Annotated in this window: 18 protein-coding genes and 1 pseudogene; 9 read left to right on the top strand and 10 right to left on the bottom strand. The window is 36.5% G+C overall.

The window, feature by feature from the left end:
- Positions 1 to 15 precede the first annotated feature (15 nt).
- The 3 genes from AC04NP_RS27000 to AC04NP_RS26990 all read right to left on the bottom strand — a co-directional run bounded on the left by AC04NP_RS27000 (position 16) and on the right by AC04NP_RS26990 (position 2880).
- A complete protein-coding gene (locus AC04NP_RS27000; RefSeq protein ID WP_482863193.1) occupies positions 16 to 1104 on the bottom strand; it encodes an imelysin family protein in 1089 nt (362 codons plus the stop codon).
- Between the two features lie 70 nt (positions 1105 to 1174).
- Positions 1175 to 2263, bottom strand: coding sequence for a hypothetical protein (locus AC04NP_RS26995; protein ID WP_482863192.1), 1089 nt, complete (start codon positions 2261 to 2263; stop codon positions 1175 to 1177).
- Positions 2264 to 2646: 383 nt separating this feature from the next.
- Positions 2647 to 2880, bottom strand: a complete 234-nt coding sequence (locus AC04NP_RS26990) for a hypothetical protein (protein WP_482863191.1) — start codon at positions 2878 to 2880, stop codon at positions 2647 to 2649.
- A 998-nt stretch (positions 2881 to 3878) separates the two neighbouring features.
- On the opposite strand from AC04NP_RS26990, the gene AC04NP_RS26985 reads away from it, so the two are divergent.
- Positions 3879 to 4106 (top strand): hypothetical protein, encoded by a 228-nt coding sequence (locus tag AC04NP_RS26985; RefSeq protein WP_482863190.1) that lies wholly within the window; start codon positions 3879 to 3881, stop codon positions 4104 to 4106.
- A gap of 231 nt (positions 4107 to 4337) precedes the next feature.
- Here AC04NP_RS26985 and AC04NP_RS26980 read toward each other — a convergent pair whose 3' ends face one another.
- On the bottom strand, positions 4338 to 5117 hold the full coding sequence (locus tag AC04NP_RS26980) for a hypothetical protein (protein WP_482863189.1): 780 nt from the start codon (positions 5115 to 5117) through the stop codon (positions 4338 to 4340).
- 301 nt (positions 5118 to 5418) lie between these two features.
- A complete protein-coding gene (locus AC04NP_RS26975; protein ID WP_482863188.1) occupies positions 5419 to 9507 on the bottom strand; it encodes a HigA family addiction module antitoxin in 4089 nt (1362 codons plus the stop codon).
- Positions 9508 to 9719: 212 nt separating this feature from the next.
- Here AC04NP_RS26975 and AC04NP_RS26970 point away from each other — a divergent pair, with 212 nt between their 5' ends.
- Positions 9720 to 10097, top strand: a complete 378-nt coding sequence (locus AC04NP_RS26970) for a hypothetical protein (RefSeq protein ID WP_482863187.1) — start codon at positions 9720 to 9722, stop codon at positions 10095 to 10097.
- 231 nt (positions 10098 to 10328) lie between these two features.
- On the opposite strand, the gene AC04NP_RS26965 is transcribed toward AC04NP_RS26970, so the two are convergent.
- Complete coding sequence (locus tag AC04NP_RS26965; protein WP_482863186.1) at positions 10329 to 10568, bottom strand: hypothetical protein; 240 nt, start codon at positions 10566 to 10568, stop codon at positions 10329 to 10331.
- 990 nt (positions 10569 to 11558) lie between these two features.
- Here AC04NP_RS26965 and AC04NP_RS26960 point away from each other — a divergent pair.
- Positions 11559 to 12134, top strand: coding sequence for a M48 family metallopeptidase (locus AC04NP_RS26960; RefSeq protein ID WP_482863185.1), 576 nt, complete (start codon positions 11559 to 11561; stop codon positions 12132 to 12134).
- 901 nt (positions 12135 to 13035) lie between these two features.
- On the opposite strand, the gene AC04NP_RS26955 is transcribed toward AC04NP_RS26960, so the two are convergent.
- The 3 genes from AC04NP_RS26955 to AC04NP_RS26945 form a co-directional block, all read right to left on the bottom strand.
- Positions 13036 to 13890, bottom strand: a complete 855-nt coding sequence (locus AC04NP_RS26955) for a helix-turn-helix domain-containing protein (protein ID WP_482863184.1) — start codon at positions 13888 to 13890, stop codon at positions 13036 to 13038.
- An 88-nt stretch (positions 13891 to 13978) separates the two neighbouring features.
- Positions 13979 to 14284, bottom strand: coding sequence for a putative quinol monooxygenase (locus AC04NP_RS26950; protein WP_482863183.1), 306 nt, complete (start codon positions 14282 to 14284; stop codon positions 13979 to 13981).
- A 467-nt stretch (positions 14285 to 14751) separates the two neighbouring features.
- Positions 14752 to 14985, bottom strand: coding sequence for a T9SS type A sorting domain-containing protein (locus AC04NP_RS26945; RefSeq protein ID WP_482863219.1), 234 nt, complete (start codon positions 14983 to 14985; stop codon positions 14752 to 14754).
- Positions 14986 to 15032: 47 nt separating this feature from the next.
- On the opposite strand from AC04NP_RS26945, the gene AC04NP_RS26940 reads away from it, so the two are divergent.
- The 3 genes from AC04NP_RS26940 to AC04NP_RS26930 are packed head-to-tail and all read left to right on the top strand — an operon-like array spanning position 15033 to position 18451.
- Positions 15033 to 16460 carry an RNA-binding domain-containing protein gene (locus tag AC04NP_RS26940; protein WP_482863182.1) on the top strand — a complete coding sequence of 476 codons (1428 nt, stop codon included), beginning with the start codon at positions 15033 to 15035 and terminating at the stop codon, positions 16458 to 16460.
- 14 nt (positions 16461 to 16474) lie between these two features.
- Positions 16475 to 18073, top strand: a complete 1599-nt coding sequence (locus AC04NP_RS26935) for a TOTE conflict system archaeo-eukaryotic primase domain-containing protein (RefSeq protein ID WP_482863181.1) — start codon at positions 16475 to 16477, stop codon at positions 18071 to 18073.
- A gap of 9 nt (positions 18074 to 18082) precedes the next feature.
- Positions 18083 to 18451, top strand: coding sequence for a helicase-related protein (locus tag AC04NP_RS26930; RefSeq protein ID WP_482863180.1), 369 nt, complete (start codon positions 18083 to 18085; stop codon positions 18449 to 18451).
- Between the two features lie 177 nt (positions 18452 to 18628).
- Here the strand turns inward: AC04NP_RS26930 and AC04NP_RS26925 are convergent, their stop codons facing one another.
- Positions 18629 to 19417 carry a TlpA family protein disulfide reductase gene (locus AC04NP_RS26925; protein ID WP_482863179.1) on the bottom strand — a complete coding sequence of 263 codons (789 nt, stop codon included), beginning with the start codon at positions 19415 to 19417 and terminating at the stop codon, positions 18629 to 18631.
- Positions 19418 to 21172: 1755 nt separating this feature from the next.
- Here AC04NP_RS26925 and AC04NP_RS26920 point away from each other — a divergent pair.
- From AC04NP_RS26920 to AC04NP_RS26910, 3 genes and pseudogenes are all read left to right on the top strand, one after another.
- Complete coding sequence (locus tag AC04NP_RS26920) at positions 21173 to 21937, top strand: BspA family leucine-rich repeat surface protein (protein WP_482863178.1); 765 nt, start codon at positions 21173 to 21175, stop codon at positions 21935 to 21937.
- Positions 21891 to 23634: pseudogene (locus AC04NP_RS26915) on the top strand (BspA family leucine-rich repeat surface protein). The gene AC04NP_RS26920 and the pseudogene AC04NP_RS26915 overlap by 47 nt, the downstream one beginning before the upstream one ends.
- A 110-nt stretch (positions 23635 to 23744) precedes the next feature.
- Positions 23745 to 24209: type IX secretion system membrane protein PorP/SprF (locus AC04NP_RS26910; RefSeq protein ID WP_482863218.1), on the top strand; the 465-nt coding region annotated here is incomplete at its 3' end.

Here is a 24209-nt window from a genome sequence, read left to right as displayed (position 1 = left end):
TCAAAAGCTGAAATATTAGTCACCATCACCAGAATTAAAAGTAATACTTATTCCAAGCAATGAACTCATGGAGCTTTTGAAGTTAGCCGTATTATCTTGAAGCAAATCCCTCAAAGTAGCCACTTCTGTTGCATCGACCTGATCAGAGAGTCTTCCCTGAGGTAGATTGGCAATAGCGTTATCAATTTGTTTTATAGCTTCCAAAGTAGTTGTAATTAACTGAGGGCCTCCCTCAACAGAGGCGAGGTATTCCTCAAAGCCGATAATTTCCTGCCCTCCTTTTGAAAATCCGAGATAAATGTTTTTTGAATTTTCAAAATGCTCTACGATCAGATCGCGGCTGATACCACTGTAAAACGCTTCTACCAGCGTGCCATCCGAAGCAGTCTGTCCGGCGGAAAGGCCGGCAGGTAGTTCCAATTTGAAATTTTTGAGATTCTCATAATCCTTTACAAATTCATTGTATAATAATGAGACAGAACTACCGGCAGCGGTACCTTCACTGGCAACGAACTCCTGAAGATAAGAGGTATTCCATTCATTCGCAATATTATCGAAATTGGTTTTTAATTCCTCGGTTATTAAAGTCAAGTAGTCTTTCCGCTCTCGATCAAAACCAGCGATTAATTGAGCATCTGTTTGTCCATTTCCATAGATCAGATATTCCACTGCGTAAAACCCTCGCAAGTCCCGGTCAAAACTACCTGCCAGGTTGAAATCCGGGTTAGTTATGGCAGATTCCACTTTTGATTCGCTGACGGGAAACACTCCTAACACGGAGGCATATGGTCCCAATGATAAATTCGCAGGCCCAAACCCAAAGGCGGAACAATGCTGATGATCGGTCACCGCGTTTACCCAGGCCTGCCGCACGCTTGACAGGTTAACTTCATGAGTATTTGCAACGAAGTCGTTAACTGCGGAATGCAGACCATCAACACTGGTCTGCAATGTTTCAAAATTCGGTATAATGAGATTCTCAGCCAGGCTTTGCAACATCTCAGCACGATCAAAGCCCAGTTGATCGTTGCTATCATCGTCGTCGGTACATGAAACAGCAAAAAACAAAAGGATTACCAATAAGATATTTATGCGCTTTTTCATGTGATTTACTTTACTGAAAGTGTATTAATAAAATACCCCTTGCCAAAGTAACGGACAGGGTGCATAATTTTTATTCAGGGTCGTTAACAAAAAAAGTATTTACCTCGGCATCCGTGAAACCATAAATGCTCTGAAGATCATCAACGATTTGATCCAGATTAGCGATCAAAGAGGCATCGTTCAAGAAACGGTAGCTTTCAGGCGTTTCGCCTTCGGGAGCCAACAATAATTCCAGAACAGCATCGATTTGCGCATCGGTAATTAACTTATTGCTTACTCCCTTGAATCCATGTGCAAAGGCGACACCTTCGGCGTAAGCATGTAAAGCATTGCCTAAAGCTGTTTCATCATTACCTGCTGCTTGAAGTTGTACTTTTGTAGCATTGCAGTAGTAAATAACGGTAGCAAAATTTGACTTTTCCCAAGCCAGAAGATAATCATCCAATGCCTGATCCCGCTCTTCATTAAAAGCGCTACCGCCTTCGATGGCTGCTTTGGCGGTAATTAAAGCAGTTCTGATGTCATAGAAGGTTCCGGTTTCCGTGGACTGTCTGGATCTTCTGCGTGAATAGGTCGCTGCCGCAGTTGTATTGGAAGGATCGAAATCCGGTCCTGTACCATGTATCTCCACCAATTTGTCAATAACCGAGCTATTAGTCAAATCTCCATTAATTACAGTAAGGGCATGGTTGTAAAGTGCAGCTCCAAAAGAACCTTTTTGTACCATTTGCTCTAATTCAAGACCATTCTCGTCTAATAAACGCGTACCTAATAGTCCTCCCTCTTCTCCATCTGCCGGCGTTCCTGTGCCAGGATTTTGAAATCCATCATCATCATTGGCTGACTTAACCAATTCTTCCAACCAATCCTCAACCAAAGCTCTGTAAGCTGGTAAGGTCACTGATGATAGTGTGGAAGGATAAGGTATGGCTGCCACTGGTGTTGCTCCCTGAGCGTTAGATTCTGCATCGTTTGCGGCACCGGTCATTGTGGCTAATTCATCAATTACGGTATTCTCTGCTATAACATTGGCATCATAAGAATCTGATACATATTCCGTAGGTATTTCCAATTGGGGGGTAGTGTCTTCATCATCATCTCCACAACTTGCTACTAAAAAGGCCGTTACAAAAAGAAATAGGGAATTTTTTACTTTCATATGTTTAGAATTTAGTGTATGAGCTGCCAAATGTAACCTATTTAAAGTTGAGTTTGTCTAGAATTAGTCTAAATAAAATAAAAATCACTAGAAGTAGTGATTACTTTAGCCGGTCTATCGAGATGGTGAGATTAATTTCAAATCACTGGTCGGTAATATCTGAACAAAAGAGAAAAGTTAAAACCGATGATAGCCGGTTTTACAAAAAGATAGTTGGTTTTACTCCTGAAATCCCCCGTCTATACCTTGAAAAAGACTCAGCATTTTGGGTAAATATGGAAGTTAGCTTACTTTAAATTAATGCTATGAAGCTCAGAATTACGGTTTTGAAATCAAAACTGTGGATGGATAAGTTAAAGGTAAACATCGTAAGCTAAAACCAACTAGCGTACCCACGAGGCCACACGTCCACAATCAAAAAAATCCAAATGAAGGTTTTGGTGATTTCTTTGGTCTGAAACCCCTTTTTCCATGGACTCTATGCGACTTTTTATCGTCCTTTCGGTGGTAAAGTCTGTAGAGCTGACAATTATATATACACCTCCCTCCCGGATAAGAGTTTTTATCTCATCCCTCAAATCACCATTTGGTCGCATTTCTTTAATAATTTTGGACATAACCTCCCGTAACTAAATAGATATAAGTCAAACACATGGGATAGTAAAGCCACACTCTACAGCTTCCATGCAAAATTGAAAAATTAAGGGGTCAATTAACTCCGATTTTGAAGATTTTTCAAGCCGAATTTTCCTGCTTTTGCCTGTGTCGGCCAATGGAAGGAGGTTATTTATTCGCTTTGTTTAGCAAATTATAATTTTACTTATTAGACCTAAATACCAAATATTGGATATTGAATTATTCAGCTATGCAAAAGAAACCGGAAGGTCTTGGGCCAGCTTATGAAAATTGACTAAAAATTCGAAATGTGAATGAATGAAATAAACCCAGTTTACACATGGCTCACTTAACCGGACTTCGTTATTTACTGTGTTTGCTCGGCCATCAAATCCTGCAGTAAAATCGGATGAATCAATTACAAATAATCTAAACTTTTAACTAATTCACCATTTTGTGTGTAAATCGTATGAAAATAAAAAAGAGAGTTACAAAAATATTTCATGTAACTCTCTGATAATCGAGTCGGGATGACTGGATCCAAATCGAACTTTTTGATGGAGGATTTGAAAAGGTTGGAGAAGTATTTTGAGTTATTCAATTGATGATTGATAATATAACCTTACTTCTTTTTCTGCTTAGGCCAATTCGGGATGATAGTACCATATTTAGCCATTTAGCATGGGTTCTCGTTTTCCATTTGAGGTTCACTTAATTAACCCGGATCACAATCCTGCTAATCCGTCTTAAAAAAAACACTTTTTAACCTCACTTTTATCAGTCTCTTGTTTGTTGGCATTCAGGCTATTTTAGCCTTGGATTTGTCGGGTTTTGAAGGATTGAATATCACCTCTTTATTTTGGGTATTAGGTATTTGCACAATGCTATTATTAGCCTTTTTAATTGTGCAAGAATTTCGTCAGATTATATAGAAAGAAAAAAAATCAGGCCTCCGATACTTGAAAATTCATTATCTTTAGAAAGAATAATCTATATAATTATGGATATACAAGCGGAGAAAACGGCTTTAATAAAACGTCTTGAACAAATTAATGATATATCTCTTATCAGAGCTTTGAAACATATGGTTGACTACGGTGTAAAAAGCTCAAAGAACCCGATTAGTATACAGCAATACAACGAGGAACTCGATCAGGCGGAGGCAGAAATAGAACGCGGCGAATCCCTTGAACATGAGTCATTGAAGAAGCAAATGAAAGGATGGTAAAACAAGATTTACCATCCATTATATGGAATAAAAGGGCTGCAACTAATTTACAAAAAGCTTACGAATATATAAAAGAAGATTCTCCTGCTAATGCCCGAAAGGATCACAGATGCTGCGCATCTGCCTTAAAAAATAAAAGAATGTGGAAGATTCTACGCTCAGTTACTTCTTTTTTATGAAAGATGTAGCCTTACTAGCAATGACCGATATTCATTTTTGGCAACAGTAATTTCATTTTCTTTGTCTTTGTCCAATATAAAAAAGGTTGTTTATTCGTTTAGGGAACTCGCCTAATTTATATAGTTCTTCAATTGTCGTAGCCACCTCCCTGTCTAATGCAAGCAGATTTTCATAAAGTTCAATAGAATATTCCAACAAGTCTAAATCCACTGAAAATTCAAAGCCATCGACTTCTCTTATATTTGGGTTTACAGGTATTTTACACCACATTTTCCAATAATCCGTCTGTCTAATCAGCGTAACATAAACTCGATTGTCTACAGGAGTATAATGAACAAAACAATCACGATAATCTTTAAGCCTATTTATCCACTTTTCTTTAGATTCCCTAAAAATATCAACCAATCCAGTCAACTCTTTTTTGCTTGAAATTTTATTTAGAGATACAGGAGTTTGTTGCTCATAAGCCACACCGGAAATTCTGGCCATTAAATCAAGAGAGGCGTTTAGAGCTCCTAATAATGCCTCAAAATCCCAATAAATTTGAAAGCTATGGATTGTAGATGCTGATAATTCAAAACAGTCTTTTAAAGAATTATTTTCAACAAATTCTGCCTTATGTAATTCATAAAGATCTGATATCGACCGAAGTCTAAATTTAATATTATCAATGTGATATCGATAAAATCTGGGATATTCTCTTGCGAACCAATAAAATTCTAAATATTCGTTTCCTTTCTTTTTAATCTCGTAGCGAATACTATCTAAGACCTTAACTACTTCAGGTGATTCAAGTTTGAAATCAGGAATTATCGGTGTATTAAAAATCATTTTTTTCAATTTTATTGATCTTCTTTTTCAATTGTTTATACTGAAAATCAAGTAACTCTTTAATTCTTTCTTTTACTGACGAATGAAAATAGCCTATATTTACTTTCAAGTCTAACCCTATTGTTTTCGCTTTATCTACAATTTCAGACGGAAATTATACTAGAAAATAGATTTTTCTTTTTCTAATTATAAAGTATAAATAGATCTTTGGAATTTCAGATTACAGCACAACATAAGCATCTCATTATTTACTTTTATTTAACCTGTAATAGGTTTTTATACTCTGTATTCATAGATTGCTTTAAAATTCGGTACGCTTTTGAATATCTTCATGCGTATCCCAATAATTTGCACTGTGATCATAGGATTTGGCTATATCTTCCAATATTTTGGATACGTAAGGGTATTCATATGATAATTTTTGCGACCAACTACGATATTTGTGTGCAAGCTCGCGTTCTTGATCACCTCCATCGCCTCCGCGGATACTAGCTCCGCCTGAATTAAATATACCTACAGAGACGCCTCGTCCTATATGCTCCGATCCAATATCCTCAAGTGCCTCTCTTACCGGCTCACATGGCCAATTGCCATCTTCACCTACTGGTGCATTAGAAAGTAATTGTCCTATTGACAAGTCACCAGTCTCTTCTCTTGCATGTTCAAGACAAAGTAAACGTACACCAGCTATCCATTGCTTCAAGGAGGTCAAATCGACCTCTCCATTATCATTAGTTCCTGGTACACGCTTCATGTTATGCAAAAGTGAATAAGCCCTTGAAGCCAATTCTGAATGATTTTTTAGCTCTGTTCCAAAAAGTTCTACTAAATCGTCCTTTCCATCCCTGCGCTTGTAAATAAGAGCTATAGCTTGCATAAATAGTCTAGGTGAATTTGAAATTTGTCTTTCAAGATTTGGTAAGCCGTAACGACTTCTCTTAAGAAAATCAATATATAAAAATTCCAATTCTGCAATTTCATCCTTTGAGACTTCCGATCTTTTGTCGAGCGCTTCAAATGCACTAGATATTTCAGAGGATGAAATACGATAATTTTCTGTTGAATGATCAGACGAAACAATTTTTTTAAGCAATTGCAATAACTGTTGAGACTTAACATGCTCCCATTTTGGATAAACAGCCGCAAAGGCCGCTATTGGACGATTTACCACTAATAACTTGTTTACAAACTCTCCGATCTCAGAAGTACTTTGTCTTGATCTGCGAGGATTGACTTCATCCCAGTACTGCTGTTGCATTTTTTTTGAAAGTCTGTTGACATGCCACCAAGTTTCTTCATAAAAGGGGGCACATTTTAACAATCGAACAATTCCATTTTTTTTAAGCCCTTTGTTCTGTTTCAAGTTTTTAATCACGTTATGGATTAAAGTTTTTCGTTCCTTTACCCCCAATGTACCTAAAAAACCGCCGATACACTCATCAATCTTACCAATTAACTTATCTGACTCCACTGAAATTAGGCCGAGTATGAAATCATTTTGATCGTTTGTTGGAATTACATTTTTAGCAAGTAGCCAACCAATAACACTAGCCGCATCACCAATCTGAAGAAGCTGTTGTATACCCGATAGTCCTTGCACATTCCAAATGTCTTTGAGTGCATCAGATCTCTGTTCTGCTACACGCTTTTCTCTTTCTTCGAAATCAATATCCTCTTGCATTTCATCCAAAGATTCTGCCACCCAACTTTTTAAAAAAAGCCATTCATGCTGAATAACAAGGTTTTTTGGTTTCAATAAGCGGTATGCAACTCTTGCCTCATCCCTTTGTTCTTCATTTAATTTTTTAAGTCTTCGTTTTGTAAAAGCATAAACTCTTATGGTTTCACGTAACTTACTTTTCTTTAAATCGTCAGGCTTAGTTTCATTCCAATCGGATATAAGTTTCCAGACTTTTCTTATATCTTCTTCTGGTAGCATTTGAAGCCTTGTAACAAGGTCTCCTAAAGAATTTTCATCATGATGTTCTCTCTCCAAAGCCAAATCAAGTGCCTTACGCCTAAATTCAAAGTTCTCATAGTTCGTAACAGGCTTTCCAAATTCTGCTGAGTCATTTCGCCATTGCGGCCTGTAATTATAATGTCCAATTGTGGATCTCGGGTCAAATTGATCAATGCATACTTTCCATCCTATGTCAGGATATTTTCTTACAAGATATTCAATGGCAATTTTACGTTCTTCAATATCTGCTGCCGTTTGAGGCAACCATGATCTGAAGATTGAAAATAAGCTATTAATAGGCTTGTTAGCCCAGTTATCATCAATTTTAATTTGAGAAAGTCTGGCCAAAATAGCTGTTACGCGTGTTAGTCTCTTTGGTTTCCATGCAAGCAATTCAAGGGCCCATAACAAGCCTGTCCGCTGGCAGTATCCAAAGATTCCGGTATCTGCAGGTGTAAAGAGTGCAAAAATTTGTGGGGCGTCACTTTTGATATCCCGTTCCAAAATATTGAGAAATTCCTCCGGTGCGGCCTCGGCATAACTTGGTAAGTCATTTTGCTGAGATAACCATGTTCGCGAATCAAATGGCTCTAATAAAGATCGTATTAACAAGTCCACATTTGATTTGATATCAATACCTAACCTTTTTTGAAACAAATTATTACCATGAGTCGATAGTAAAACTAATGTTTCGCAAACTCCTTTTCTTAATGTTGCAGAATGATTTCGTGTCTTTTCATAGAGATTTGCGGCCCACCTTTGATGTTGGGGTAAATCAAGTGCTGGATCATCCTCTGAAAGTACATATTTTGCAATATCGAAAAATAACTCAATATCTCTCGTAGTAAAGGATTTCTCAGAGCAAAATAAAGTATCAACTTTCGAAACTAATCCACGATGACGATCTATTGACCAACCAGGGGATTCCTCCAATTTTAAGATATCTGAAAAAGATTTTTCAATAATATCGTAATTATTCTCTTGTGTTACATAGCACAGGATATCTTTATCCGCCTGATTATTGCTGTCCCAAGTGCCAACTAAAATTATAGGAATCAGGCGTTTAATTGCATCTCCATTTTGTGACCAAACTGGATTTTTTATTGATGGAACTTGAGAGAGCAATCTTCTCAAAACGGTGAGTGATTGGCCTGATGCTCGAGAATAATATTCAACCTCCTGGTTTCTTATACCCATTAAGGCAAGGGTAGCCCTAAAGGTGTCATTTTTTGGTATAGCAAGGTTTATATCGGGTTCACCTTGAAAGTTACTTTTATGGCTCACAATAATTGTATAGATAGATTTATGAAATCCACCAAGGATTTTTTCCACATCTGGTGAGGCAATTATTGCTATAAACTTTGCTCCTCTCTTGCTTATTTTTTTAAATGCATCTTCCGAACGAATCACAACAACTTGATCGAAATATTCAAATGGGAGATTGCCAATATCTTCAAACACACAAGAAAGAAAGGCCAAGGCTTCCATATCAGAATCAGCTGTTACAGTAAATGGACGCTCTAGTGCGTGAGTGATCCAATCATTTAACTTTTTTCTATGAGTTTGAATCGCATCTTTAAAAAATTCTTTACTAAGCTTAGGTTTGGTCACATATGCCCATCGGTGCCAACTCTCCTCAAGGGACAACATGTTGGTATCACTCGTTCCTAATTGGGCCTTAAACCAGTTTTGTGTGGGTATGGATTGCTCAAGCCATTGTTCAAGGTCATTCGCGTCATACACCCTAACATCTTTCCAATCATTCTGTTCTTTTTTAACTTTGATCCAATCTTTTTTTTCGGACCAATTTCTTGGTGTAATAAAAACAAATGTGGTGTCTTTCCTTTCCTCAAAGGAAACATTTGCAACACGTTTCTTATAATCGTCATTGGCTTTTCTTTCAAAATCTTTACTAACACCGAATTCCCAGCCTGATTTGCCTAGAGGTATCCATTGTGTGGCAAGACTTGCCTTGATTTGACCATCCCAACCAGGTCTTTGAGAGTTGTCATATGCCGGAAAATCAACTTCTGATAAACTTGTTCCTGTGGTGTTTACAAGTCTTCGTAAGAGAGCAGCAAGCGTTGACCTTGCTTCATCTTTATCAGCCCATGCCTCAATCTGAGTGGCACGAATATCTAAGAAACTTGGCGCATAAGTACCAACAATGATATTATCTTCTTTCTTTAGTGCTTGAAATTTATCAAACTGCATTTGGAGTTTCAGTAACTTTGAGCTCTCCGCACCAAAGACTTTCTCTAGGCGTAAAGCCATTTCGGTTGAGAGCGAAGCATTGCCATTAAGCAGGTTTGATAATGCTGGCCGACCTACATCTAGTAGTTCCGCTGCCTTTTTAACAGATATATCTTTTGGCAGGACCGAGTCCTTTATAAATACACCTGGATGCATGTTTTTAGTACCCTTATTCATAATAAGCCATTGCTAATAATTGATTTTTGTAGCGCAACACAATACAAATATAGGAGAATTCATGAGAATAAGAGAAAAAAAACAATATTTTAATAGATTTTTGAAAATATTCTTTATGTTAATCTAATGATGAAGTTACTTTAACTATTTCAAGCAGGACAATTGTCCATAGTTGTTTCTAGTTCCTAAGCGGAATTGATGACCTTGAAATTTTGATGAATTATAAGGCCTTTAAAAGATGGAAAAGTAATTCAAGAAAATATGAGATAGGTGAGCACTCATTGCAAAGACATTTAGTGGAAGTTATGAAAACTGTTGGTCAGGATTTGAGAGGTGCTTGTGCATCAAATTTAATCTTTCTTCGAAGTCCAGGTCATTATGGAGTTAAATATCCTGATTCTACTAAAGCTTGTTGGGGGATTCATGAGATGATTTTAGAGATTGTGCAACCTCGTATCATTCTAGCATTCGGAAATGGCCAGCGATCTCCTTATGATTTTCTACATCGCCAATACAACGTTTATGAGAATGAGGAGATCGATAGCGAACATGGTAACTGGAAGTGCCGTTTTTTTAAAACCAACATATAAGATAGAGAGATTTTGGTGATTGGATTACCCCACTTAAGCCGCTATTCGATCAAAAATAAAGATATGGTTATAAAATGGATTAAGGGTTTGACAACCTAGAATATTGAATAGAGGCTGAGGCTACGTTGCATTTGCATCTAACTCACGTTTTTTAACTACCAGTTCAACATAAAAATTAAAAGCCTGATCCAGAAATTTTTTATCATCTTCCGAGTCAATTTTTTCAACCAATTACGTTTGCCGGTCGAAATAACATTCTCTAAATTCATCGGTAAAGTTTTTGTCAAAACCCATAATATCTAAAATCAATGCACTAAAATCCAGAAAGCCGGCATAGGTATCAATTCCTTTATTATTCAAATCATTCGTAAATTTCACATTTTTTAATTCCAACTTAATCAGGAATACTGTTAGCTCAATTTTTGGCGGGAGATTAATTAATCGCAAGCTTTTAGGGATTTTGATTTTCATAGCTTCTTGATATTTATTTGGGACTTTTAAATCATACTACTATAGTGGTGTGTTAAAGTTTTTGTTCCTGGATGTGAATCTGTCTTACAATTCCAGATGCAGGAGTAACTTGTAAACTGATTTTAGATTATTTATCAATTCCGGGTTGCAATCATCAATTTCGATCTTCTTAAGCAACCGCAGAATGGCATTTTTATAATCATATAATTCCTGAATTCCCGATTAGCGATATTTATTGGCAAAAATAAATCAACCTATTTTAGGTTTAGAAAGCATATGAAACCGGCTAAAATGGTTTTGGAATGTCCATTAAGTCCCGAAGGTGAAGTAAATAGATAATCAAATTTGCAAGGCTGACGGCATCACAATGAAGTTGAATATGGTGCGTTAATTATTTTTATCCGGTTGGATTTGTATCATTGTTCTCATTAATAATATAGGCAATTTAATTATATGCAAATCGTGAAACACTTCCTAGCATTATTCCTCCTTGTCCCCATGCTGATAAATGCGCAATCAAATCCTTTTAAATCACTAAAATATGATAAAGTAGTGGCTTATGAATTTCGTGGTGATGGGGGAAGAGTAATAGAACACTGTCTAAAAAATGATAAAAAAAGGATTTCAAAATCTGTCGAGCTTACGACTAAGTAAATTCAAGATTTAGAAAGTATTTTGACATCAAATTCGAGTTATGGAAGCACAAAAGCATTATGCTTTGATCCTCATTTTGGTGTTGTGTATTACAATAAAAATCAGATAATTGGTTCAATCGACATATGTTTGGATTGTAATTATTTGGCAGCCTCAGAGGACATCCCTGCTACCAGAATTAAAATGATCGGCGTATCCGATAATTACTCTTATCCTGCTGACGGATTTAGCAAAGAAGCACGTAGGTCAATAGATGCGTTTTGCAAGAAACTTGGATTTATCAAATATTTGAAGCCACTGTCTTCAATATTTGATCAGTAGGAAAATTTGGCAAACGTGAGATTAAAATATGAGGTTGAGTTTCCGCTTCGTCCCGATAGCTGTCGCAATAGACTAACTCCTACCGGTTTCCTTTCCTATCATCCATTGACACCATCAAGGCAGTATGTTAATGGAGAAACACATCTCTATTTGGGCAGGCAGTACAAGCTGAGAATTGAGAAAGCCCCACAAAATGACGTGAAGTTGTTGCGTGGAAGGTTGTTGGTTTTCAAAAAGAACAATACCAAAGCTGAAACGTTGGTCACCGATTGGTACAAAGATAAGGCGAACCTTCATTGCAAGGTTACCTTACAAAAGATATTGCCCCTCTTTTCCAGATATGGCACTAGTGAACCGAAATTACTGATCAGGCACATGCCAACCCGTTGGGGAAGTTGCACACCACAAGGCAAAGTAATCCTCAACCCGGAATTGATCAAAGCTCCGAAAGGAAGCATTGAATACGTGATCATTCATGGGTTGTGTCACCTGATTCACCATAATCATACAAAAGCCTTTTATGAGCTGCAGGAAACCATCATGCCAGATTGGAAGAAGTGGAAGGAAAGATTGGAAAACACCTTGAACTAATCGATCTCATTTAAATAGAGAAGGTTGGCGAGATATAGGAAAGCAATTTCGTAAGTTCGGAAAAATCAGTTAGTCTATATTTCTGATTCAACCAACTATCAGTCAACATCATACTTTTTCTACTAAAATTTACAAAAACTGGCAGGCTAAAAGGGCATAAAATTAATTCCACGCTACACTTTTACTCTACGGCAATTGAATATTTATCACAACAAATTGATTATCAATTATTTAAATTTTGAGAGCGGCAAGTTTATTTTGATGAAGATTTTAGATATCCGCAATAACTTGCTTATTATCAAGTTGTTGCGGACAAGTCGGGATGACTGGATCTCGATCGAACTTTTTCATGGAGGATTTGAAGAGGTTGGAAAAGTATTTTGATTTATTCAATTGATGAGATCTCTCTGCATATTGTTTAGACCTAATAGCCCGTTTATTCATTCTTTGGTTGACAATCAAATCTTTAAGTTCAAAAAATGGAGCTGAATGCTTTTCCCATTCTTTTGAGCTATTAATTCGACAATTAATACCCTTTTTCTGATCAGTCCATTTAAAACTAAAATCTTGAGGTTTATCGGGATTTTTCCATCTGGTTTTTACAACTATTAATCCATTATCTGATAGATAAGTATTTAATTCATCAAAGTATTTGCTCGGAAGGATACTAATATTTCAACGTAAGGAGATGTATAAATTCTTGATAACGTACTCGATAAAAGACTCGATTGGAGCTTTAATAAGGTAGTTACGGTTAACCAATCAATCAGGCTGCTGTGATGATTTAAAATATATTTCAGGATTTATATCACGGTATTTATCGGTGGGCATTCGCTAATGCATTGTGATGAGCTTTTGTTCCAACCAATCAACTTTGATATATGGTGATTTTTTCAAAAATTTATGTTTCTTGTCTGGCAAAACCAACAGTATTTCGGTAAGTCAGAGGCGAAATACCAGCTTGTTTTTTAAAGAATCTACTAAAATAATATTCATCTCGATAACCAAGTAGAAAGGCAATTTCTTTGACTGATTTTGAGGTTAGGTACAATTCTCTTTTTGCCTCCGTCATTATACGTCGTGCTATTAAATCCGTCAGTGTTTTGCCAAAATGTTTTTTAACCAGCTTACCTAGTGCATTTGGTGAAATATTTAATGAATCTGCATAATCGCTGGCTGAATGCTTTTCTTTGTAATACTTTTCAATTGTATTTATTAATTTTTGTAAAATACCTGGCCTGCTATTTTCCTCAATCTTTTTAGTTATTCCGCTAGAATTACTAATTCTTAAAGTTAGGATAAGAAATATTTTTAAGTATGACACAAGTAATTCGTGTTGGGCAAGTCCGGGTTTTTCTATCTCCTGCATCATTTTGTTGAGAAGCGCTTCCAGAGGCTTTTCATCGTCAACTTTGAAAAAAGGAGGTTCAAAGATGTTATTGAATAAAATGCCTTCAGTTTCTATTTCGTTCTGATGTTTATAGGTACAAAAGAAGTCGGGATGAAAATTTAAGGCAATTCCTGAAATTTCATTGGTAGACTTTATCGAATAGGGTTGACATGGTGATAGGCAAGCTATAGTTTTATATGCTATTGTATACTCCGTTAAATCTACATATAACTCAAAATCTCCTTTAAGAATTAAGATGACCGAATAATAATTATGACGTTGTATATGATCAAAATAGCTGTCATCCTCAAAGTAAAAAATTTTGAATGCCAACTCTCCGTTTTGACGATCAATTAAAGTGTACACATTTCTTTTTATAGTAATTTAAAGGCTAAAGATAAGTTTTTTTACTTATTGTTTAGCCTTTTGTTGATTCAACGCGATATTGCCAGGTTTACGAATTAGGCAGTTTTACAGCCAATAGCTGTACTTGCTCAATTACCGGATCTTTTGCCAACAGTTCAGAGGCATTGGCCATAAGAGCCTTGGCAATTTTACCAGCCAAGTGTGCTTTTCGTCCTTCTTCACTAGGAAAGGTATCGAATATTCCAAAAGTTGAATTGTCAATCTTGATAGCATACCAAGTAATGGTGTCTGGTTCTTCTTGTGCCAAAGTAAGAGCTCCTTTAATAAAATTTTCTACTTCTAACTCTTTTCCCGATTTAGCTTCTAACCTTACTAATAATGCGAATTTTACCATAATGTTTGAGTTTTATTAATTAATAGGACAAACTTACAGGGCTTTTGGAGTCATTAAAATGGAGTTTTAAAGCCTTGGGATGGATAATTTTGCCTGCATAGCAGCAAGAGTGTGAGTAGCGAGCAACAGATTCAACTGTTGTCATGGCTGGTGCTCTTGCTTTTTTTGATTGACCGGCATGACTAATCCGGTTTTCAGGAATTCTGGGAAGGTGTAAATTAAGGTTAGGCAGATAATACCCTAGGACGAGTAATTGTATGCCTACCTTAACAAACTACCTGATTATCCAATTAATAAAACCAGCGATTTGTTGCCCTGCAATATATCTTTCGAAAACAAAACACAGTGGTGCAGTTTACCGGACGGATTCCGGACTTACCCCGATTTCCATAATAAAAACAAAAGGATCCCCATGATTAGAAATCCTTTTGTTTCAATGCGATACTATAAAGCTTAAAATTAATTGCTTACCTTTTTATAATGTTGAATAGCTGTTGCTTGTCATAAGAAAAGCATTGAATATGATAAATACCAGGTGACAGATAAAAAAAATCAATTTCAGTTCGTTCTTTAAACGTATCTTGTTTTATAGATATTAGCTGTCCTACCGAATTATAAATTTCAATCTTTGTTATTGCTTCATTTGATTCAATGATTAATTTATTGTTTACCGGGTTAGGATAATATTTAAATCCATCAATACCAACTTGTAGTTCAATTAAATTAAAATACTATAAAATTAACTTAAATGATCCCTCAGGAGCTTGAAAAAATATTGCAACAAGGCGAAGGCATAGAGATAGAATTTAAAACCTCACAGTTTGAGCTGAATAAGGATGCCTTCGATTCCATTTGTGCTTTTCTTAATCGGAGAGGCGGTCATTTACTGTTGGGAGTGAAGAATGATGGTGCTGTGGAAGGTGTTTTAGAAGACTGTGCGCAAGATATCATGAAAAATATTGTGACCAATGCTAATAATTCGCAGAAGCTCAACCCTCCGTTTTATCTTTCTACTCAGGTTATTGATTATAAGGGTAAAAAAGTAATTTACGTTTATATACCAGAAAGTTCTCAAGTACACAGCATCAACGGAAAAATATTTGATCGAAATGAAGACGGAGATCTTGATATTACTAGACAAAGTGAACAAGTAACCCAACTTTACCTTCGAAAACAAACCACCTATTCAGAAAACAGAACCTATCCCTATCTCAAATTATCGGATTTCAAACAAGAACTTTTTAGCCGGATACGAACCATGGCTAAAAATGAACGAGCTGATCATCCCTGGCAGGATATGACAGATAAAGAAATGCTTCGCTCTGCCGGATTATATAAGCATGATCATCAAACCGGAAAAGATGGCTATACATTGGCAGCCGTATTATTGTTAGGAAAGGATGAGGTGATTCAAAGCGTACTTCCTCACCATAAAACAGATGCTATTCTCCGAGTTGAAAATATTGATCGTTATGACGATCGTGATGATATCCGTACTAATCTAGTTGAAAGCTATGATCGCCTTATGTCATTTGTCCGTAAACATTTGCCAGATAAATTTTATCTCGAAGGTGAACAGCGCATAAGTCTTCGGGACCGAATATTCCGGGAAGTGATTGGAAACCTTATCATTCATCGTGAATATGCCAATGCTTTCCCGGCTAAACTAATTATTGAAAAGGACCGTGTGCTTTCTGAAAACTGGAACAGACCACACACTAGTGGCGTGATCGATCCAGCCAATTTTTCACCCTATCCAAAGAATCCTATTATCGCAAAATTTTTCAAGGAAATCGGACGGGTGGATGAACTGGGTTCTGGTGTCCGTAATACATTTAAGTATTGTGGCATCTATACTCCAGGAACCAATCCGGAGTTTATTGAAGATGATATTTTCAGAACAATCATTCCTTTGAAACACAATGAACATAGAGAAATTACTACTACTCCCAAATGGCTTGAGGTTCGGAGAAAGTTCGGAGAAAAGTTCGGAGAAAGTTCGGAGAAAATTGCAAAGCTAATTTTTGAAAATAAAAATATAACCATATCGCAAATGGCCGAATCAATTGGAATAACCGAAAGAGCTGTAGAAAAGCAATTGGCAAAACTGAAAGAGGATGATATAGTTGTCAGAATTGGCCCGGACAAAGGAGGATATTGGCAATTAAATCTTTAAGAAAGGTACTGAATATGGAAGAATATTCAGAAATTGAAAAACTCACCATCTTCAAACATTTGTTTAGGGGCCGTGAAGACGTATTTGCCTTACACTGGCAAAAAGAAAATAAAAGCGGATACATGCCGGCTTATCAATACGATCCATACATGTATCGACTCCATAAGATGAAAGGTGGAATTTTCAAAGACTACAAAGACAAAACTTTCAAACCACTAACTGACCAACAACTTCTAAAACACCTCAACGGTAAACAGCTAATTGGGATTTATCCATTATTAAAAGATAATACGTCCTATTTTATTGCAGCAGATTTCGACCAGAAAAACTGGAAAAAGGAATGTATCAGCTTTCTTCAAAGTTGCGAAAAGGAAAACATACCTGCCTATCTGGAACGCTCCCGTTCCGGAAATGGAGGTCATGTCTGGATTTTCTTTGATCAAGCTTATCCTGCTTTAAAAAGCCGGAAGATTTTGACCACTCTTTTAAAAAAGGTTAGAATCTCTTCCGTATTTGATAAATCCTCAAGCTTTGACCGTTTATTTCCTAATCAGGATTTTCATTCCGGAAAAGGGTTAGGAAACCTGATTGCTTTACCGCTAAACAAAGCTGCTTTTGAAAAAGGGAACAGTTGCTTTATTAACGAAGATTTTCAAATTTATCCTGATCAATGGGATTTCCTACAATCTATTAAAAGGGTATCTGCATCACATCTGGATGCGATTTATGATCAATTGTCATTGGATATTCCTAAAGATATAAATACTATTCATTCGGATAAACTGCATATTCGGCTGAATAATAAAGTCCACCTAAACCGTTCGGGATTATCGCCAAAACTGATCAACTTTCTCAAAGACGAATTGAATTTTGCTAATTCTGAATATTTCATTAAACAGAAAACTGGTAAAAACACTTTTGGAACCACAAGATATTTTAATCTCATAGAAGAGTCGGAAAATGAAGTAATCATACCAAGGGGTTTTATCGGGAAACTTATCCGCTTTTGTAAAAAGCTTAAAATTGATTTTAAATTTCTCGACAAAAGAAAAAAGCTTAGTCTTGTTGATTTCAATACAAATTTCACAATAAGACCACATCAGAATTTAGCCATTGAAGCAGCTTCTCAAAAAGATTTTGGTGTTATCACATCACCGCCAGGCTCTGGTAAAACGATCATTGCTCTAAAGATCATTGCCGAAAAGAAACAGCCAACCTTGATCGTAGTCCACCGCAAGCAACTATTGGACCAGTGGATTGAACGGATCCAAACTTTCCTTGGAATCCCTAAAAAAGAAATTGGCAGGATTGGACAAGGAAAGACTAAAATAGGAAAATCAATTACCGTGGCCATGATCCAGAGTTTGGGGAAATATCTTGAGAAACAGCAAACCAATGAATTTACATATTCTTTCGGTACTATTATTATTGATGAATGTCACCATATCTCCGCGGAGACATTTCGGAATACTATCTCCAATTTCAACACCTACTATCAATACGGATTAACCGCTACTCCATTTAGAAAGGGTAACGATGGAAAATTGATTTTCATTCATTTGGGAGGGATTATCGCAGAAATTAAGCCTGCGTCCATTAAAGATTATAAATAAGCAAGGATAGTGGTAAGAGAAACCTCATTGGATGTTCCATTCAATCCGAAAACCGATCCATTTGAGATCTTGTCAAAGATGTTGGTACATGACACCACCAGGAACAAATTGATCCTAAATGATATTATTGCAGAATTAAACAATGGTAGAAAAGTGGCGATTATTACCGAACGGAAAGAACACATTGACATCCTCCACCAATTCCTCAAACAATCTTTTGAAACCATTACGTTGAGTGGAGATGATCCGGAAAAGAGCCGAAAAGCAAAGTGGGATTTAATCAATAAAGGAGAATACCAGGCTTTGATTACCACCGGACAGTATTTTGGTGAAGGTACGGACTTGCAAAATGCATCATGCCTATTTTTAGTCCTATGAATAAAAATGCGTCCACTTAGTTTTTCGTGTCATTTTATATGCCCGACAACGGCCCTGGCTAAGAAACATGCGGATTTTGGAATATGTCTCTGTCGACAAAGAGCCAAATTTTACTTATGTGCCAAATTTCATTTTACCTGTTAGCCCGCATGTTTTCTTAGCCCTTGCCAGTAGTTTTTATTTTTCAAGTAATTTTTTAATTTCGGTTGCTAATTTATCAACATTTCCATCTGCATTTCCAATTGAAACATATTTTATAATCCCATTTTGGTCAATTAAAAAACTTTTCGGAATAGCTCCAGTTGCATATTTATCCCAAATCTCTTTTGTTGGGTCAACACCTACATTGAAGTCAACTCCGTATTTTTTCATTCTATTCATTTTTTGTTCCACCTTTTCCTTACTTTCACCAATAGATATGGCTATTAAAGTAAAATCTTCATTTTTATAAGGTTCAAGTATTTTTTCTGGAAATTCAGCAAACTCCATTAAGCAAGGTGCACACCAGGTAGCCCAATAATTTACAAGAACTACTTTACCTTTTAAATCAGAAAGACTAATTTTTTCTCCATTAATCATTTGTACTGTAAAGTCACTTGCAATATTGTCAATATTTAACTTTAACTCATCATTACGATTCCTTTTTTTAATTGTCTTTTCATTATTTGAAAATGTTTGATTTTGACGTTCTGCTTTTTCTTTTTCGGTAAATAAATCTATCGTGATTATAAATTCTCTATCTCCAATTTTATCTCCAAACTTTTCTGCAAGTTCATTTCGTTCTTTTTCAGTAACTCCTTTGTTCATTCCTTTAACAAGTCCTTGCTGACCTAATTCTGTAAGTCTTTCTTTAGTTATAATTTTATCATTGGCAATGATTACGTATTCTGGTTTTTTAATTTCTTTTTCCTGAGCAAAAAGGGTAAACCCATATATTGTGAAGATTAAAAAGAATTTTTTTTTCATAATTAATTTGTCAATTCTTAAATTACATTTCGATGTCCATCAAATTACTGGCAACAATTGGCTATACACCACAATGTGGTGCTTATATTTATTTTATCAAAACCTTAATCTAATGGATTTTTGATAAAATTCATATCGGTATTGGCTACATGGGTGTATATTTCTGTAGTTCTGATTAACTTATAGCCTGCTAGAAAAGTTTTTTTATTCTCATGGTCAATTTTTGACCAATTTAGCTTTATTGTCTAAATGCTCCCATCACATACAAAGACAATGAATTACAGGCAATATTAAACGGTTTCAAACCAGGTTGGAATGCAGATGACTAATCACATCTTAACCAAGCCGGGTCGCACCCGACGCAGTCCACCTGGGGAATTAAAAGTAAAACTTCTTTGAAGGAGTACATAAAGAAGAAGTCCGCCATCGCTCTTCGAGCTACGGCGGGCGGAGTCGGGATGACTGGATCTCGATCGAACTTTTTCATGGAGGATTTACAAAGGTTGGAGGAGTATTTTGGGTTGTTTGATTGACAAGGTCTCCTCATATTGTTTAGACGGTTTACACAATAATTGCAAAAAACGCCATAAAAGTCAGTCCCAATGCTCCGTTTAACAATAGTGCAATTCCAATATAGAAAAGCATGTCGTAAGTTCTTTGATTCATCCAAATGGCACACAACGGTAAATGTTGAATAGTGCTACTTTTCGCAGCATGATTTCATACATAATGTTGTGCTTCCGTTTTTCAAAGTGCTAATTCTTCGATGTATTCTTTTATGATTTGATCTATCGTCATTAATCTTGAAGAAGCAGTTGAAGTGGGCAAGGTTTCAAGCACATTTCTGCAGGTGATCAATTACATTGTATTTTTTCCAAAAAGTGTTTCTTATTATGGCTCTTTAAATGGGAAAGATTTTAGGCTTTTGGGAAAGGTGACCAATGAAAGCCCACTCACTCCAGATTGCAAAATCAATGATATTCAATATTTTAACTCAGAATTCAATCCCATCAAAATCAAATACCTGAAAGTACTCGCCGACAACATGGAAACCGCGCCCGTATGGCATTTTTATCACGCTTTATGATCCTGCAAATAGCGGCAACTTCATGCTGAAGATCTTTATATGACAACATCATTGAGTGGCTACTCAGAATTAAAAGGAGGTATTTTTAGGTAATGTGCCTTTCAAGATTAGAAATATCTCAATTAAAAAGAACATTTGATGTTTAAAGATATTTCTTGTACCGGTTCAATGGGAGATTTTGAAAATATAAGCCGGAATTTGTAAACCAAATCCCATCTTTTATGTGGATTATGCAATAAAAAGCCGTTTTTGATGAAAGAATTAAATATTATTATCTGCACGTAGGGTTTGACAGAATTTTTGAAATTATTTACCCATTTCAAAAGAAACACCCGCATAAATGACACCTGGGAATTGAACGTGACGGTTACATATTGTTACCCGGAAGTGATTAATACATACATTTTAGGTGAATAATTTTTTAAATATTGTGACAATGGCTATTAATATAACTAGCCATTTTAATATTAAATTGTATGATTTTTTTAAAATTACAAATGGATCATACGGCGTTTTAAGACAGCTAAAAACTTTTTTTAATAATAAGCTGACATAAAACGAAGCGGAACCAGAAGATATTTTTATGTAAACATACGATTTGAATAATGGGGCTATCAGGGTGCTATTCAGATTTTATATTCTGAGTTTTTTTTTAAAATTTTTGCCATATGAGTGGTTTTTACCAAAAAATTATAGTATTCGTATTAGTATTTTTTCCTGCCATTGCGGTTCATGGACAAGGTTTTGTCACCACCTGGCAAACCACTACACCTAATGAACAAATTACAATACCAACAACCGGAGGTGTTTACAATTACACAGTAAATTGGGGGGATGGTAGTATAGATACCAATGTAACGGGTAATGCCTCGCATACTTATGCGTCAGCAGGCAATCATACGGTAACAATTACCGGTGACTTTCCTCGTATCTATTTTAATGATATAGCCGTTGATAAGGACAAGATTCTCGAGATAAACCAATGGGGGGCTATTGCATGGACCAGCATGGAAGGGGCATTCCATGGTTGTACCAACCTGACTGTACCGGCAACAGATGCGCCCGATCTGATTGGGGTAGTTTCTATGATCAGTATGTTTGAAAAATGTGGGGCTTTTAATGAACCGGTAAATCACTGGGATGTAAGTAACATTACTGACATGACCGGCTTGTTTAGGGGCGCCTCGTCATTTAATCAGCCATTGGATAACTGGGATGTAGGAAATGTCAGATTGATGGATTGGATGTTTAATGCAGCTTCATCTTTTAACCAGGATATAGGGGGCTGGAATGTGGGGAACGTGACGAATATGCAGCACATGTTTCATCGTGCCATATTGTTTAACCAGGATATTAGGGAGCTGGAATGTGAGAAATGTGACAGAAATGCAATCCATGTTTCAGAATGCGACAATTTTCAATCAGAACCTTGAAGCCTGGGATATGAGTAATGTAGTTAAAACACTTTCAATGTTTGCCTTTGCCCGATTTTTTAATCAACCATTGAATGGGTGGAATGTGAGCAATGTTACTGATATGGGAGGTATGTTTGCCTTTGCCGAATCTTTCAACCAGGATATTGGAGCCTGGAATGTGAGCAATGTTACTGAAATGGGGAATATGTTTTCGAGCGCCTCAGATTTTAATCAACCACTGAATGCATGGGACGTTAGCCTTGTCACAAATATGGATAACATGTTTGAAGATGCCAGTTCATTTAATCAGTATTTAGGCAGTTGGACATCCAATGCTATAAATAGGAATAACATGTTTATTAACAGTAGTATGGATTGTAACAATTATTCGGCTACCCTTGTCGGCTGGGAAACCAACACTAGTGCAAATAATGTAATACTGGATGCAGGTGGTCTTCAATATAGTACCAATGTAGCTGATGTTGTTAATGAATTAGTGAACAATCGCAGTTGGACAATCAATGGACATACCCCATCAGCTGGTGAGTGTAGACTTTTTGAAATTGATGCCATCGCTAATGCCAACGTCAATGAAAATTCCGCCTATACTTCGGTGACTCCTAACCTTAGTGGAGGCACGCCAATAGGCAATGTGACCTATACTATCAGCGGTGGGGCAGATGCGGCGGACTTTACGATCAATGGCACTACCGGCGTGGTCAGCATGGTAGCCAGGGATTTTGAGTCGCCTGTGGATGCCAATACTGACAATGTATATGAAATTGAAATCACCGCTACTGATGATGATAACAACTCGGATACAGAAACCTGGACGGTTACCGTAATCGATGATGTAACTAATAATTTCAGCCCACCGACGGGCTTGAGTCTATCCAATCAGCAGATTAATGAAAATGAGCCGGCCGGAACATTCATTGGTATTTTAAGCGCGCAGGATCCTGATACAGGTGATAGCCACACGTTTAGTTTATTAGGAACCAATGCATCATTATTCACTATACAAGATGATTCACTGAAGGCCGCCGGTCCTTTCAATTTTGAACAACGAAATGCTTATACCCTGACCATACAGGTTGAAGATGCACATGGATTAACATTTTCAAATCAATTTGAAATCCTTGTTCTGGATGTAAATGAATCTCCGACAGAAATTATTCTTTCAAATAATACGGTAAACGAAGAGGATATTGTCATTGACGTCGGCATACTATCGACAGTAGATGAGGACGTGGCAGATACTCATAACTACACCATCCTGACAGGCGATCATTCCTCATTTTTCGATATAGCTGATGATAGATTAATTACAGATGAATCATTAGCATCGGATAATGGAACACAATATATTATTTCTGTTCAATCTGAGGACAGTCAGGGATTAACAATAACAAGAGACTTTGAAATAACAGTTACCCGTAAAGTAGATAATGAGTTTAATTTTCCTAATGCCTTTACGCCAAACGGAGATCATGAAAATGATACATGGGAAATTCCGTTTCTTGACCTGGTAGATGATTGTAAAGTACTCATAATGGATAGGGATGGAAATGTAGTTTTTAACGATAGGCTACGATATTCCCTGGGATGGAACCTATGGAGGCAACAAACTTCCGAAGGGCACATATTTCTATATAATACGGGAAAGTCGCCAGGGAGAAAATAAGATTCATAAAGGCTATGTAGTAATTCTATAGTATAGTTAAGGGAAAACATAAAAAACTATTGATGAAGAAGATATTAATTATATTATGCTTGTTTTTATCAGGAAATGCAATTGGTCAAAACCATAATTTGATTAGTCAATATTTTCAGGTTATGCCATTTTTATGCGCCTGGATTAACCGGTGCAAATGATTTTCTTGATATCAGAACCGGAATAAGAAAGCAGTGGACTGATATTGATGGCGCCCCAATATCCTACTTTATTGGAGGGGCCGGAATACTTAAAATTGGTCGGCATAATCCAAATAAATATAATTCTGTCAGGGTGGGCAATGATTCACCTTATCATAGGAAAACTACAAAGTTGGGAGTTGGGGGGTATATTTTTGATGAGACAATCGGAGCTGCCAGGCAAACTGGCGCCATGATTTCCACGGCCGTACATGTAACGATCACTAATAGTGCTTACTTGTCGCTGGGAGTCACTACAGGATATCATAATACCAGATTCAATCCAACCAAACTTAGAGTGTTAAACCCCAATAATGATGTTCTTTATCAGGAATTACTCAATAATGGGGCAAGTGAGAGTTATTTTAAATTAAAT

The sequence above is a fragment of the Agaribacillus sp. DX54 genome (genome assembly GCF_056858335.1).
This window is presented reverse-complemented; position numbering and strand designations above follow the sequence as displayed.

Bases quoted from the DNA above. Each gene is read 5' to 3' on its own strand.
- AC04NP_RS26925 (WP_482863179.1), bottom strand. From the start codon at position 19,417: ATGAAAAAAAAATTCTTTTTAATCTTCACAATATATGGGTTTACCCTT.
- AC04NP_RS27000 (WP_482863193.1), bottom strand. From the start codon at position 1,104: ATGAAAAAGCGCATAAATATCTTATTGGTAATCCTTTTGTTTTTTGCT.
- AC04NP_RS26975 (WP_482863188.1), bottom strand. From the start codon at position 9,507: ATGAATAAGGGTACTAAAAACATGCATCCAGGTGTATTTATAAAGGAC.
- AC04NP_RS26920 (WP_482863178.1), top strand. From the start codon at position 21,173: ATGAGTGGTTTTTACCAAAAAATTATAGTATTCGTATTAGTATTTTTT.
- AC04NP_RS26985 (WP_482863190.1), top strand. From the start codon at position 3,879: ATGGATATACAAGCGGAGAAAACGGCTTTAATAAAACGTCTTGAACAA.
- AC04NP_RS26935 (WP_482863181.1), top strand. From the start codon at position 16,475: ATGGAAGAATATTCAGAAATTGAAAAACTCACCATCTTCAAACATTTG.
- AC04NP_RS26990 (WP_482863191.1), bottom strand. From the start codon at position 2,880: ATGTCCAAAATTATTAAAGAAATGCGACCAAATGGTGATTTGAGGGAT.
- AC04NP_RS26995 (WP_482863192.1), bottom strand. From the start codon at position 2,263: ATGAAAGTAAAAAATTCCCTATTTCTTTTTGTAACGGCCTTTTTAGTA.
- AC04NP_RS26950 (WP_482863183.1), bottom strand. From the start codon at position 14,284: ATGGTAAAATTCGCATTATTAGTAAGGTTAGAAGCTAAATCGGGAAAA.
- AC04NP_RS26965 (WP_482863186.1), bottom strand. From the start codon at position 10,568: ATGAAAATCAAAATCCCTAAAAGCTTGCGATTAATTAATCTCCCGCCA.
- AC04NP_RS26980 (WP_482863189.1), bottom strand. From the start codon at position 5,117: ATGATTTTTAATACACCGATAATTCCTGATTTCAAACTTGAATCACCT.
- AC04NP_RS26940 (WP_482863182.1), top strand. From the start codon at position 15,033: ATGATCCCTCAGGAGCTTGAAAAAATATTGCAACAAGGCGAAGGCATA.